Origin of the sequence: Rhodococcus sp. NPDC056960 (assembly GCF_042674125.1) — a bacterium.
GTDB lineage: Bacteria > Actinomycetota > Actinomycetes > Mycobacteriales > Mycobacteriaceae > Rhodococcus_F.
The window spans coordinates 1-12,698 of sequence record NZ_JBHURF010000019.1 but is presented as its reverse complement, the minus strand read 5'-3'; the positions used below and the strand labels follow the sequence as shown (position 1 = coordinate 12,698).

The window sequence follows — 12,698 nt, the reverse complement described above, 5'->3', positions numbered from 1 at the left end:
AAGGAGTGGGCATGGCCCAAGATCTCAATTCGCCCTCGGCCCCGACGCAGACGGACGGGGGCGCGGTGGTGGATCCCGCGCCCGGTGTCCTCCGGCGGGTCATCGCGGCGAGCTTCGTCGGCAACTTCGTCGAATGGTTCGACTACGCCGTATACGGCTATCTCGCAACGGTTATCGCGACGGTCTTCTTCCCGGACACCGCGCCGACGACGGCCCTGCTGGCGACGTTCGCCGTCTTCGCCATCTCGTTCGTCATCCGGCCGATCGGCGGCCTTGTCTGGGGTCATTTCGGCGACAAGGTCGGGCGTCGCACGGCGTTGTCTCTGTCGATCCTCATCATGTCGGTGTCGACGTTCTGCATCGGCCTCATTCCCGGCTTCCACCAGATCGGATACTTCGCGCCAGTCCTGTTACTGCTGGTCCGGATGGTGCAGGGATTCTCCGCGGCCGGTGAGTACGCGGGCGCCTCTGCCTTCCTCGCCGAGTACGCTCCGGACCGCAGACGGGGACTGTTCACGAGCGTGGTGCCCGCGTCCACGGCCGCCGGACTCCTGTTCGGTTCGTTGATCGCGGCATTGCTGACCGCGGTGTTGTCGACGGAACAACTCGAGGGGTGGGGCTGGCGGTTGCCGTTCCTGCTCGCGGCCCCGATGGGTCTGATCGGCCGGTACATCCGGTTGAAGCTCGAGGACACCCCGAGGTTCCGGGAGATGGAGCAGACGGTGGAGTCCCACGCCCCGCTGTCGATCCTGTTCACCCACCATCGGCGAGCGATCCTCATCGCGTTCGGCGTCACCTGCCTCAACGCCGTCGGTTTCTACCTGATCCTCAGCTACATGCCGACGTACCTGTCGGAGGTGCTGCACGTCGGCCACACCGCCTCCTTCGTCGCCGCGTCGATCGCGCTCGCCTGCTACATCTTCTTCATCTTCGGGATGGGTGCGCTCTCGGATCGCTTCGGCCGCAAACGAGTTCTCATCGCGGCGTCGATCTGCTTCGCCGTGTTCACCGTCCCGCTGTTCAGTGCGCTCGGCGTCGCCGGAATCGCCGGGATGGTCCTCATCCAGATCGTGCTGTGCGCGTTCCTCACCATGAACGACGGAACCCTCCCGACGTTCCTGTCCGAGATCTTCCCGACCCAGGTGCGCTACAGCGGCTTCGCGTTCAGCTTCAACACCGCGAACGCGCTGTTCGGCGGGACGGCGCCGTTCGTCGCCACCCTGTTGATCGAGATCACCGGCAGCCCCCTCGCCCCCGCCTGGTACCTCGTCGCGGCCGCGGTCGTCGCGATGGGCTCGATGCTCATGGCACGCGAAACCTCCCGTCGCCCCCTCGCCGACGCCTGACCACCCGTACCCCCACAGAAGTGCGGCATCACGCGATGCCGCCGGCAACTCGAAAGGAACATCATGAACCTGGAGCGCATCAAGAGCATCCCCAACGGCGAGAAGGTCGTTCCCACGTTCTCCCCCGTGGAAATGGACCGCAGGCTCGTTGCCCTGCGTAAGCACATGGCGGACAACGGGTTCGATGCCGCGGTGTTCACCAGCTACCACAACATCAACTACTACTCCGACTTCCTCTACACGGCGTTCGGTCGGCCGTACGCGCTGGTCGTCACCCAGGACGGCTCGACCACCGTGTCCGCCAACATCGATGCCGGGATGCCGTGGCGGCGGTCCTTCGGGGAGAACGTCGTCTACACGGATTGGCAGCGCGACAACTTCGAGTACGCGGTGCAGCAGGTGCTGGCGAAGCAGGGCGTCTCCCGCGGTGTGCTCGGAGTGGAGGACGACCACCTCACTCCCGACGTCCGGGCCCGGATCGCCGCGGTCCTGCCGGGAATGACGTTCGCCGACATCGCCAAGGCCACGATGCGCCAGCGCATGGTGAAGTCGGCGGAAGAGATCGAACTGATCAAGCACGGCGCCCGGATCGGTGACCTCGGTGGTGAGGCGATCCGCGCGGCGGTCACCGAGGGGATCCCCGAGTACGAGGTGGCGATCGCCGGGTCGAACGCGATGATCCGGGAGATCGCTGCCACCTTCCCGCATGCCGAACTGCGCGACACCTGGGTGTGGTTCCAATCGGGCATCAACACCGACGGCGCCCACAACTGGGCCACGAGCCGCCGGGTGGAGCGCGGAGACATTCTGTCGCTCAACTGTTTCCCGATGATCTCCGGCTACTACACCGCCCTCGAGCGCACCCTCTTCTTCGGGGAGCCGTCGGCCGAGCATCTCCGGTTGTGGGAGGTCAACGTCAAGGTCCACCGCCGCGGACTCGAACTGATCAAGCCGGGCGCGGTCTGCAAGGACATTGCGGCCGAGTTGAACGAGATCTACGAGGCCGAGGGCCTGCTGCCGAACCGCACGTTCGGGTATGGGCACTCGTTCGGCGTGCTCTCGCACTACTACGGGCGCGAGGCCGGACTCGAACTGCGCGAGGACATCGACACGGTCCTCGAGCCCGGCATGGTGGTGTCGATGGAACCGATGATCATGGTCCCCGAAGGGATGCCGGGTGCCGGCGGCTACCGCGAGCACGACATCCTCGTGATCGGGGAGAACGGTGCCGAGAACATCACCAAGTTCCCGTTCGGGCCGGAACGCAACATCCTCGGCGTCTGACCGGTAGGCCGACCCTGCTACAGGTGTGGCAGGGTCGGCAGACGTACCAGCCGAGTCGAAGGAGCGCAGCGGACATGAGTGTGGACGACGTCGATCAGAACGGTGACACGAAGCCGTCGCCGTCGGTCCTGCTCAACGGTCTCCGCGTACTCGAATCCTTCTCGATCGCCGAACCGGTCCTCGGTGTCACCGAGATCGCACGCAAGGTCGACCTGCACAAGAGCAGCGTCTCCCGCATGCTCGCCACCCTGGAGAAGGCCGGGTACGTCGAACGTGACGAGGGCACCGGCCGGTACCGTCTCGGCCTCGGGCTCATCGCCCTGGCCGGCCCGTTGCTGGCCAACCTCGACGTGCGGCGGGTCGCGCTCCCCGAATTGGAGGAGCTCACGCGTCGCACCGGCGAGACCAGTGCGCTGATGGTGTGGAACGGCCACGAGTCCGTCGTCGTCGAACAGATTCCCAGCCCCAAACAGGTGAAGCACACGGCCGCGGTGGGCACCCGGTACGACACCTACGCGAGTTCGTCCATTCAGGTGTTCCTCGCCGAGATGCCCCGGGCGGAGACCGAGCGTCTCTTCGACCGGCGGCTGCTCGTCGGACCCGACGAACGGGAGTCGCGGGGTGAGTACCTCGACGAGTTGGCCGGCATCTCGGGTCGCGGCTACGCCGTCAACGACGGCCGGACGTCGATCGAGGAGGTGGGCATCTCGGCGCCGGTCCGCGATCACCGCGGAGTGCTGGTGGCCGCCGTGATGCTGTCCGCGCCGCGGTTCCGGGTGCCCGAGTCCATGCTCGAGACGCTGGGACGCACCGTCGCGGAATCCGCGAGACGTGTGTCGGCGCGGCTGGGGGCACCGGCCGCAGCCCCCGACTGACCGCATCACATCCACTCGTCGGGCACCCGCCGCGGACTATTCTGAGTGGAGCGTGTCGGAGGTGGTGCAGGCCGATGGCGAACGACGATCCGTGGGCAACCCGGCGCGAGCCGGAGATCGCGACGGAACTGGCCGCCGCCGGGTTCGACGAAGCCGTGGAAATCGGCCGCGGCGGGTTCGGTGTCGTCTACCGCTGCCTGCAGGAAGATCTCGACCGCACCGTGGCCGTCAAGGTCCTGACGTCGAACCTCGACCCCGACAACGTGACCAGGTTCGTGCGCGAGCAGCGGGCGATGGGCCGCACGTCCGGGCATCCGAACATCGTCGCCGTCTACCAGGTCGGTGTCACCAGGAGCAGGCGCCCGTTCCTCGTCATGCCGTACCACTCGTTCGGTTCGCTCGACGCGCAGATCCGGCGTTCGGGCCCGCTCGGCTGGCAGGACGTGCTGCGGCTCGGAATCAAGATGTCCGGCGCGCTCGAAACCGCGCACCGCGGCGGGATGCTGCACCGCGACGTCAAACCCGCGAACATCCTGCTCACCGAATACGACGAACCGCAATTGACGGACTTCGGCATCGCCCGCGTCTCCGGTGGATTCGAGACGGCGGCCGGCTCGATCACCGGCTCCCCGGCGTTCACCGCGCCCGAAGTGCTCGAAGGCCGGCCTCCCACGGTCGAATCCGACGTCTACAGCCTCGGCTCCACACTGTTCTGCGCGTTGACCGGCCATGCCGCATACGAGCGCAGGAGCGGGGAACAGGTCGTCGGCCAGTTTCTGCGGATCTCCACGCAGGCGGTCCCGGACCTGAGGGATGCCGGCATCCCCGCCGACGTGTGCAGCGCCGTCGAACACGCCATGTCCCGGGCGGTCGAGGACAGGCCCGCGAGCGCCGCCGACTTCGGCAACGAGCTCCGCGCGGTGGAGCGGAGCAGCGGCCTGACCGTCGACGACATGTACATCCCGATTCGGCGCGCACCCGAGCGGCCCCACGACAGCGGCGGCGACTCGACCGGCTCCCGTGGTCCCGGACTTCCCTACAACGTGCGGACGCCGCCGACGCCACCCGCACCGGTGACGAAATTTCGTCCCCCCACCACCACCCGGCAGCTCGTGCCGCGACGACGGCTCATCGCCGCACTCCGGGCAGGCCGGGACCGCAGGCTGACTCTCGTCCACGCGCCGGCGGGGTTCGGCAAGAGCAGCCTGGTGGCGCAGTGGCGCGACGATCTGGTCGACACCGGAACCGCGGTCGCGTGGCTCACCGTCGATCGCGACGACAACCATCTGGTGTGGTTCCTGTCCCATCTGGTGGAGGCGATCCGGCGGGTGCGCCCCGAGGTGGTCGGCGAACTCGGTCAAGCGCTCGAAGAACACGGGAACATGGTGGAGCGGTTCGTCCTCACCACCCTGATCAACCGGCTGCACGACAGTGAGGACGCCCTGGTCGTCGTGATCGACGACTGGCATCGGATCACCGACGCCGGCCCGATCGACGCGATGAAATTCCTCCTGGACAACGGCTGCCACCACCTGAAGATCGTCGTGGCGAGCCGCAGCCGGTCGGGGCTGCCGCTGGGCCGGATGCGGGTTCTCGACGAACTGAACGAAATTGACTCCGGGGAACTGGCTTTCGACTTCGACGAATCGCAGAGCTTCCTGTCGGACCGCGTGCAGATGCCCCTGGACGACACCGACATCGAACAGCTCCGGGACTCGACCGACGGCTGGATCGCGGCGCTGCAGTTGGCCTCGCTGTCGTTGCGGGAAGCCGGGAGTCCGGAGAATCTCATCGAACAACTCCGGACCGGCACCGACGCCATCGGCGAGTATCTGGCCGAGAACGTGCTCGACGCCCTCGAACCCGACATGCTCGATTTCATGCTCGCCACGTCGGTCCCCGACAGGGTGTGCGGAGACCTGGCGTCAGCGCTGGCCGGGGTGCGGGACGGGCAGGCGAAGCTCGAGCAGGTCGCCGGCCGCGACCTGTTTCTCGGCAGGACGGGGGACGACCGGCAGTGGTTCCGCTACCACCACCTGTTCGCCCAGATCCTGCACCAGCGCCTCGAACGGGACCACCCCGGACGCATCACGGATCTGCACCGCCGGGCGCACGACTGGTTCCGGGAGCGGCACCTGCTGGGCGAGGCCGTCGATCACCTCCTCGCCGCGGGTGAACCGCAGCGTGCGGTGGCGCTGGTCGAGGAGGACGACCTGTACCTGCTCGACAGGTCGCAGATGTCGACGCTGCTCTGCCTGATCGCGAAGCTGCCGGCCGATCTGGTGGCCGCGAGCCCCCGACTGCAGCTCACCATCGGCTGGGCGAATTGCGAACTGCAGCGCCTGGAACTCGCGCAGGCCGCCCGGACCCGCGCGCTCGAAGAACTCGACGGTGGGGAGATGCCCGAGCCGCACGCCGCGCAACTCCGCGTGGAAGCCGATGTCCTGCAAGGCGACATCGAGGTGACCGCCGACCGCATCGAGGGCGTGCGGGACCTCGTCGGCGAATGCCTCGCGCAGCCCGCGGAATGTCACCCGTTCGTGGTGTCGATGGCCGCGCTCATCGAGACGTTCGTCGATTGTTGCGAATTCCGGTTCGAGGACGCCTACCGACGGCAGAGCTGGGCGGCCCCGTATCACCGGCAGAACACCGGGCCGTACTCCGTGGCATACGGATACTGCTTCGCCGGGCTCGCGAAGTTCGAGCAACTCGACGTCGGCGGTGCGATGGAGTTGTACCGCAAGGCGTTCCAACTGGTCCGGGAGGCCGCCAACACGCAGTCGCAGCATGCACGGCTCACACGCGCGCTTCTCGCCGAGGTCCATTACGAGCAGGGCCGGATCGACGAAGCGGAGGAGTTGCTCAACGAGAGCTTCGACGCGGCGGCCCTCGGCGGCGCAGCGGATTTCATGATCCGGCATTACTGCCTCGGGGCGCGCATCATGGCGGTGCGCGGGGATCGTGAGGCCGCGGCCGACCGGCTCGAGGAGGGTGCGCGGACGGCCGAGACGTTCGCCCTGCCGCGGTTGCGCGCCGCGATCGACGCCGAGCGGGTGCGCCTCGGGCTGTCCCCGGCGTCCGGGTTCGTCCCCGTCGTGCGGGAGACGCGGCAGACCCCGGCCGACGGAATCGCGGTGGCCACGGCCCAACTCGAGGAGCAGGCGGCCATCGGATTGCTCGTGGCGCAGGGCGACCCCGCGCAGACCGAACGCGCCTGTGACTGGGCGGGCGAGTGGGTGCGGACACTCGACGGGACCGGACGGCGCAGGGCCGGTCTGCAGGCGACGCGGCTGCTGGTGGGCTGCCTGTGGGCGGCGGGGCGCGGCGAGGAGGCGCAGGCGGCGCTACTGCCCGTGGCGGTGGACTGCGCCCGGCACGGGTTGATCCGGTTCCTGCCCGACGGCGGCCCGAACGTTCTCGCGGCGCTGACGGCCCTGAGTAGGAACGATCATCCGGGTCTACCGAGGGCGTTCACCGATGCAGTGCTCGCGGCCGCGTACTAGCGCCGTCGGGTGAGCAGAGGCGCCACGGCTCGAGCAACGTCTCGAAGTGTGAGCGCGTGAAGTCGTCGGTTCCGACCAGATCGGCCACTGCGAGCGCGGCCGCGGCATCACGGACGGCGGTCGCGAGATCCGCGCACAGCCGCTCGTCCTCCCGCAGTGTCCGCTCGTCCATGTGGCACCGTTCCCATGCGGCGTCCTGAGCCCGATACCACGACTTGATCCGGCCACCCGCCCAGGCCGCATCACGGGCACACGCCCACGCGGCGAGCCTGCGGCGGCTGTCGACGGTGCCGCTCACGGCACGCAGCTCTCGGAAGCGGTCGTGCAGAACGGCCGCTGCGTCGACGGCGTGCTCGATGACGTCCGGCCAGTTCGGTCCGAACGTCTCCTCGCATTCGTCCTCGGTCACGGCGAACGAATCGAGCACGGCGAGTGCGTCGTCCAGGGCATCCCCGTCCAGGATGCCGGACACCGGTAGTGCGCGGCGGCTCAGCAATTGGAAGACCACGAACGCGTCGCCGCGGACGGGCGCGCAGTGCACGAGGACGTCGAGAACGGAGAAACCCGTCTCGGGTGCGGAGTCCTCGCGGACACGGTTCCGCCGAATGAACTGCGCGGCGCGAGCGGGCAGAAGCCGAAGTTCGTCGGTGATCACGTCAGCACTCGACATAGTTGACCGGAACGTTGACTGCCAGACCACCGGTCGACGTCTCCTTGTACTTCGAAAGCATGTCCGCGCCCGTCGAGCGCATCGTCTCGATGACCTGGTCGAGGCTGACCCGGTGGGTGCCGTCGCCCCGCAGGGCCATGCGGGCGGCGTTGATGGCCTTGCCCGCCGAGATCGCGTTGCGTTCGATGCAGGGGATCTGCACCAGTCCCTCGATGGGATCGCACGTGAGGCCGAGACTGTGCTCCATCGCGATCTCGGCGGCGTTCTCCACCTGTTCCGTGGTGCCGCCGAGGATTTCGGCGAGCCCGGCAGCGGCCATGGAGGCGGCCGAACCCACCTCACCCTGGCAGCCGACCTCGGCGCCGGAGATCGACGCGCGTTCCTTGTACAGCGATCCCACGGCTCCCGCGGCGAGGAGGAAGCGGATCGCGGTGTCGTCGGGATCCGCCCGGCCCGCGGGTGTGTAGTGGACGGCGTAGTGCAGCACTGCGGGAATGATCCCGGCGGCACCGTTGGTGGGCGCGGTGACGATCCGGCCGCCGGATGCATTCTCCTCGTTGACGGCGAGCGCGACGAGATTGACCCAGTCCTCGGCGAACGCGGGATCGCGGTGCGGGTCTTCCTGATCCAGCCGCAGGTACCAGTCCCGCGCGCGACGCCGCACGCGCAGAGCGCCCGGCAGAATCCCGTCGCGGGAAATCCCCCGCTTCTCGCATTCCACCATGACGTCGCGAATATGGAGGAGCCGTTCGTAGATCTCGACGGTCGACCGCTTTTCGCGCTCGAACTGGAGCATCACGTCGCTGATGGCGTAGCCGTGGCGGGCCGCGACGTCGAGGAGTTCCTTCGCCGATCCGAACGACATGCCGCCGGTGCTGGTTGCCGGTGGCTCCGCGCTCTCCGCTTCGGTGACGACGAACCCGCCGCCGACGGAAAAGTAGGTCTCGCGGTGAATCTCGACGCCCCGGGCGGCGAACGCGGTGATCGTCATTCCGTTCGGGTGCAGCGGCAGAATTGTCAGCGGGTGGAGGACGATCTCGTCCTCGGCCAGTGCGACGTCCTGCGATCCGCCGACCCGGATGCGCCTGGTGCTGCGCATCTCGTCGAGCCGCCGCTCCATCTCCTCGGTCTCGATCTTCTCCGGGAAATACCCTTCGAGTCCGAGCAGGACAGCGGACATCGTGCCGTGGCCCGCCCCGGTGGCCGCGAGCGAGCCGTACAGGTCGACGCGGACATCGGCCACGTCGGTGAGTGCACCGAGCGCACGGAGGTCGGAGACGAACCGCGCGCCCGCGCGCATCGGTCCGACGGTGTGGGAACTCGAGGGGCCGACGCCGACGGAGAACAGGTCGAAAACGCTGATGGTCATGGGGTTACACAGCCTCGCTGAGTTCGCCGGCGTATTGCGCGGGGGTGAGGAGTCCGTACGCCGACGACGTCGGCAGGGGAAGGACGGCGAAGAGCCAGCCACGGTGGAACGGGTCGTCGGCGACGAGTGCCGGATTCGCGAGGGCGTCGGAGTTCGTGAGAGTGACGAGTCCGCTGATCGGTGCGTACACCGTGATCGGGGTCCGGTTCGACGGCCACACCAGGGCGCAGGGGGCGCCTGCCTCGATCGTGCTGCGAACTGCCGGAAGTTCCAGGCTCACGACCTCGACCTCGTCGACCGCCGCGTCGGTGACACCGGCCCGCAGCGGAAAGTCGGAGAAGTTCTGTCCCGGTGCGAGGGCCAGCCAGCTGTGCGTGGCCGTGAACCGTCGATCCGAGGGAATCTTTCGAGATCTCATGCCTTTTCCTTTGACAGTCGGGCGTAGTCGTCGCGGACGTCGCGCGTGCGATCCAACAGATCGGATATTGATATATTAGTCTGGGTCATAACGGTAGGTCAGGTGGGCAGGCGGGTCAAGAGGTGATCCGGAGAACGTCGGAAACCGGTGGCTACGGCCGGAGCGTCGCGGGGACTACGCCCTTGAGCGAGCTCGTCACGGCCAGCGCCTCGGCCTCCATGAGGTCGCCCGGTGTGAGAATGCGCTCGCGCATGAATCCGCGGTCGAGTTGCCAGGACCGCTCGACACCCGGCAGACACCCCGACGACAACGGCGGCGTCCACCAGACACCGTCGATCCGGGCCGCGAGATTCGCGATCGTGGTCTCGGTGACGTGCCCGAGCTCGTTGACCAGCACGACGTCGTCGGCCTCGGGATGGCGGCGTCGCCTGCGGTCATACCGTTCGCGCACGGTGGTCTTGTGACCGAGGAGGACGTCGCGGGAGTCGACGCGCTCGTCGTCGAGGACGAGCGTCACACGGGACGGCGCAACCGGGGGCGGGAAGACGTCGACGTCCACATCGCCGTCGTGGTGCAGGCGCACGCGGACCCGGGCCGCGCCGACCTCCGACAGTTGCCTCGCGAGAAGGCTCCGGACGTCTCGTTCGCCGAACTCGTATCCGAGCGCGGCCGCGGAACGGGCCAGGCGTCGCAGATGCCGCTCCCCGTGCCGCAGGCCGGTCCGCGGATCGTGGAACATCGTCTCCATCAGCTGAGCACCGGTATCCACCAGCTGGACACCGGTCGCATCGATCGTCGCAATACCGGCGGCAGACACGGCGGTGTTCACTGGGCGAAGGCTCGATTCGATGTGTTACTCGGGTGGGCGGAACCACGATATACGAGCGCCCGGAGTACGGACACCGCGTCCACGGTCGCGGCGACGTCGTGCACGCGGAGGACGGCTGCTCCGTTCTGCGCGGCGACGAGGGCGGCGGCGACGGAGGCGGCCTGGCGGTGGTCGATGTCGCGTCCGGTGATTGCTCCGAGCATGCCTTTGCGGGACAGGCCTGCCATCACCGGCAGTCCGAGGTCGGTGATCTCGGGTAGCCGCGACAGCAGCTCGAGGTTGTGTGCCAGGGTTTTGCCGAATCCGAACCCGGGGTCGAGCAGGATGTGCTCGCTCGGGATGCCGGCTGTGTGGCAGGCGTCGATGCGGGTGAGGAGGAATTGTCGGACCTCGGCCACGACGTCCCGATACTGCGGTGCGTCCTGCATCGTCTCCGGTTCGCCGCGCATGTGCATGAGGCAGACCGGGACCTGCAGGTCGGCGGCGGCGCGCAGGGCGCCGGGAAGTTGGAGGGCGCGGACGTCGTTGATCATCGTGGCGCCGGCGGCGACGGCCTCGCGCATCACGTCGGGTCGGGAGGTGTCGACGGAGATCGGGACGGACGTCGATTCGGCGAGGGCGGCGACGACCGGCACCACCCGGTCGATCTCCTCGGCGACGGACGGGGGCCGCGATCCCGGCCGGGTCGATTCGCCGCCGACGTCGAGAAGCCGGGCGCCGTCGGCGGCGAGGGACAGTCCGTGCTCGACGGCCGCGGCGGTGTCGCGGTACCGGCCGCCGTCGGAGAACGAATCCGGGGTCACGTTGACGATGCCGCAGACCAGGGGCATGTCGTGGGCGAGGGCGGTGAGCAGGCGGTCGGGGCGGGAGGCGATGAGAGCAGGGGACGGGGCCATCCGACGCACTCCTTCCAGAATGGGGTTCGGCCCGGTGGACGGCGCCATGTCGTCCACCGGGCCGGGGATTGTCGCGTCAGACCGGATCGATGCCGAACTCCTCGGCGGCGTCGATCAGCCATTCGGCGAGATACCGGGCGAACGATGCCCGCACCAGGATGCGGTAGTCGGTGCCGGTGTCGTCGAGCGCGATCAGGACGACGCCGGCGAGACCGAGCATCGTCTGCACGGCCGCACCGGGACCGAACACGTGGGGGTGCAGGTCGAGCGAGCAGCCCTTGGCGAGGACGTCGCGGGCGTGGGCCCCGCGCAGGCGCACGGTGGTGCGCTGCGCGGAGACGTCGATCGCGGCGCCGCCGTGCGGGGTCACCGCGGTGCGCAGGGCGTCCTCGAGTTCTTCGGGGGACTGGGATCGGGTGGTGACCAGGAATTCCTGCGGGCCGAGCCAGATGACGGTTGCGGTGTCACCCTCGATCCGGGTGGAGGGCACGGTGGGCAGGTCGACGCCGAGGACGGCGGCCGCGGCCGCGCCGCCGGGGCCGGCGGGATCGACCCAGAGGTCGATCATGGTGGCGAATGGTTCCTCGGCGAGGCGCACCGAGTCGGGGAGCGCGGAGAACTTCTGGTCCCAGCCGTGCAGGGGGCTGAGGGGGACGAGGGTGTCAGCCATCGCGGCGTGCTCCTTCGGGATCGACGAGAACGGAACCGGTGACCTGGACGGCCACCAGACGGCCGTCCACCGGGACGTGCAGGGTGTCCCCGACGCGGGCCCGGCCACCCTTGACGAGGGCGAGGCCGAACGGCCGGCCGAGTTCGGCGCTGAGGTAGCTGGAGGTGACGTGGCCGAGCATCGGGACCGGCGGGGGCGGCAGGGTCCCGTCGGGGCGGTGTTCGATGATCTGCGCGCCCTCGGGCAGCACCGTCTGCTGGTCGAGGGGCAGCAGCCCGACGAATTGTTTGCGCAGCGGGTTCTGGTTCTCCTGCCGGGTGAAGGAGCGTTTGCCGACGAAGTCGGGTTTCTTCTTCGATACCGCCCAGCTCATGCCGAGGTCCTGGGGTGTGACGGTGCCGTCGGTGTCCTGGCCGATGATCGGGTAGCCCTTCTCGGCGCGCAGGACGTGCATCGTTTCGGTGCCGTAGGGGGTGATGTCGAACTTCTCGCCGGCGTCGATCAGGCGTGCCCAGATCGCGGGGGCGTGCCAGCCGTTGACGTTGACCTCGTAGGCGAGTTCGCCGGAGAAGCTGACCCGGGCCACCCGCACGTGCAGGTCGCCGAGGGTGGTGTCGCGCCAGGCCATGAACGGGAAGGCGTCGTTGCTGACGTCGAGGTCGGGGAAGACCTCGCCGATCACGTCACGGCTTTTGGGTCCGACGACGGGGAAGGTGGCCCATTGTTCGGTGACGGAGGTGAGTCGCACCTTCAGGTGGGGCCATTCGGTCTGCAGCCATTCCTCCATCCAGTCGAGGATTTTCGCGGCGCCGCCGGTGGTGGTGAAGACCTGGTATCG

11 protein-coding genes are annotated in these 12,698 nt (G+C 68.3%); 4 read left to right on the top strand and 7 right to left on the bottom strand.

What is annotated here, in order from left to right:
• Positions 1–11: 11 nt before the first annotated feature.
• From ACFTWF_RS27770 to ACFTWF_RS27755, 4 genes are all read left to right on the top strand, one after another.
• A complete protein-coding gene (locus ACFTWF_RS27770; protein ID WP_378464361.1) occupies positions 12–1,346 on the top strand; it encodes an MFS transporter in 1,335 nt (444 codons plus the stop codon).
• A 63-nt stretch (positions 1,347–1,409) separates the two neighbouring features.
• Positions 1,410–2,630 (top strand): M24 family metallopeptidase, encoded by a 1,221-nt coding sequence (locus tag ACFTWF_RS27765; protein ID WP_378464360.1) that lies wholly within the window; start codon positions 1,410–1,412, stop codon positions 2,628–2,630.
• Between the two features lie 74 nt (positions 2,631–2,704).
• Positions 2,705–3,505: an IclR family transcriptional regulator gene (locus ACFTWF_RS27760; protein ID WP_378464359.1), complete on the top strand. Its 801-nt coding sequence runs from the start codon at positions 2,705–2,707 to the stop codon at positions 3,503–3,505.
• Between the two features lie 74 nt (positions 3,506–3,579).
• Positions 3,580–7,008: a protein kinase gene (locus ACFTWF_RS27755; RefSeq protein WP_378464358.1), complete on the top strand. Its 3,429-nt coding sequence runs from the start codon at positions 3,580–3,582 to the stop codon at positions 7,006–7,008.
• On the opposite strand, the gene ACFTWF_RS27750 is transcribed toward ACFTWF_RS27755, so the two are convergent.
• From ACFTWF_RS27750 to ACFTWF_RS27720, 7 genes are all read right to left on the bottom strand, one after another.
• Positions 6,977–7,678, bottom strand: a complete 702-nt coding sequence (locus tag ACFTWF_RS27750) for a hypothetical protein (RefSeq protein ID WP_378464357.1) — start codon at positions 7,676–7,678, stop codon at positions 6,977–6,979. The two genes, ACFTWF_RS27755 and ACFTWF_RS27750, sit on opposite strands and share 32 nt — an antisense overlap.
• The gene (locus ACFTWF_RS27745; RefSeq protein ID WP_378464356.1) at positions 7,665–9,047 is read right to left on the bottom strand and encodes an L-serine ammonia-lyase; all 1,383 of its coding nucleotides are present in this window, start codon (positions 9,045–9,047) and stop codon (positions 7,665–7,667) included. The genes ACFTWF_RS27750 and ACFTWF_RS27745 overlap by 14 nt, the downstream gene beginning before the upstream one ends.
• Before the next feature lie 4 nt (positions 9,048–9,051).
• Positions 9,052–9,465 carry a glycine cleavage system protein H gene (locus ACFTWF_RS27740; RefSeq protein ID WP_378464355.1) on the bottom strand — a complete coding sequence of 138 codons (414 nt, stop codon included), beginning with the start codon at positions 9,463–9,465 and terminating at the stop codon, positions 9,052–9,054.
• A 151-nt stretch (positions 9,466–9,616) separates the two neighbouring features.
• Entirely contained in the window at positions 9,617–10,294 is a 678-nt protein-coding gene (locus ACFTWF_RS27735) for an aminotransferase class IV (RefSeq protein ID WP_378464354.1), read from the bottom strand.
• Positions 10,291–11,190, bottom strand: a complete 900-nt coding sequence (folP, locus tag ACFTWF_RS27730; RefSeq protein WP_378464353.1) for a dihydropteroate synthase — start codon at positions 11,188–11,190, stop codon at positions 10,291–10,293. The genes ACFTWF_RS27735 and folP overlap by 4 nt, the downstream gene beginning before the upstream one ends.
• Before the next feature lie 76 nt (positions 11,191–11,266).
• Positions 11,267–11,860 (bottom strand): sarcosine oxidase subunit gamma, encoded by a 594-nt coding sequence (locus ACFTWF_RS27725; protein WP_378464352.1) that lies wholly within the window; start codon positions 11,858–11,860, stop codon positions 11,267–11,269.
• A partial coding sequence (locus tag ACFTWF_RS27720; protein ID WP_378464351.1) for a glycine cleavage T C-terminal barrel domain-containing protein occupies positions 11,853–12,698 on the bottom strand: 846 nt, incomplete at its 5' end. The genes ACFTWF_RS27720 and ACFTWF_RS27725, both read right to left, overlap by 8 nt.

Bases quoted from the DNA above. Each gene is read 5' to 3' on its own strand.
- ACFTWF_RS27770 (WP_378464361.1), top strand. From the start codon at position 12: ATGGCCCAAGATCTCAATTCGCCCTCGGCCCCGACGCAGACGGACGGG.
- ACFTWF_RS27765 (WP_378464360.1), top strand. From the start codon at position 1,410: ATGAACCTGGAGCGCATCAAGAGCATCCCCAACGGCGAGAAGGTCGTT.
- ACFTWF_RS27760 (WP_378464359.1), top strand. From the start codon at position 2,705: ATGAGTGTGGACGACGTCGATCAGAACGGTGACACGAAGCCGTCGCCG.
- ACFTWF_RS27755 (WP_378464358.1), top strand. From the start codon at position 3,580: ATGGCGAACGACGATCCGTGGGCAACCCGGCGCGAGCCGGAGATCGCG.
- ACFTWF_RS27750 (WP_378464357.1), bottom strand. From the start codon at position 7,678: ATGTCGAGTGCTGACGTGATCACCGACGAACTTCGGCTTCTGCCCGCT.
- ACFTWF_RS27745 (WP_378464356.1), bottom strand. From the start codon at position 9,047: ATGACCATCAGCGTTTTCGACCTGTTCTCCGTCGGCGTCGGCCCCTCG.
- ACFTWF_RS27740 (WP_378464355.1), bottom strand. From the start codon at position 9,465: ATGAGATCTCGAAAGATTCCCTCGGATCGACGGTTCACGGCCACGCAC.
- folP (WP_378464353.1), bottom strand. From the start codon at position 11,190: ATGGCCCCGTCCCCTGCTCTCATCGCCTCCCGCCCCGACCGCCTGCTC.
- ACFTWF_RS27725 (WP_378464352.1), bottom strand. From the start codon at position 11,860: ATGGCTGACACCCTCGTCCCCCTCAGCCCCCTGCACGGCTGGGACCAG.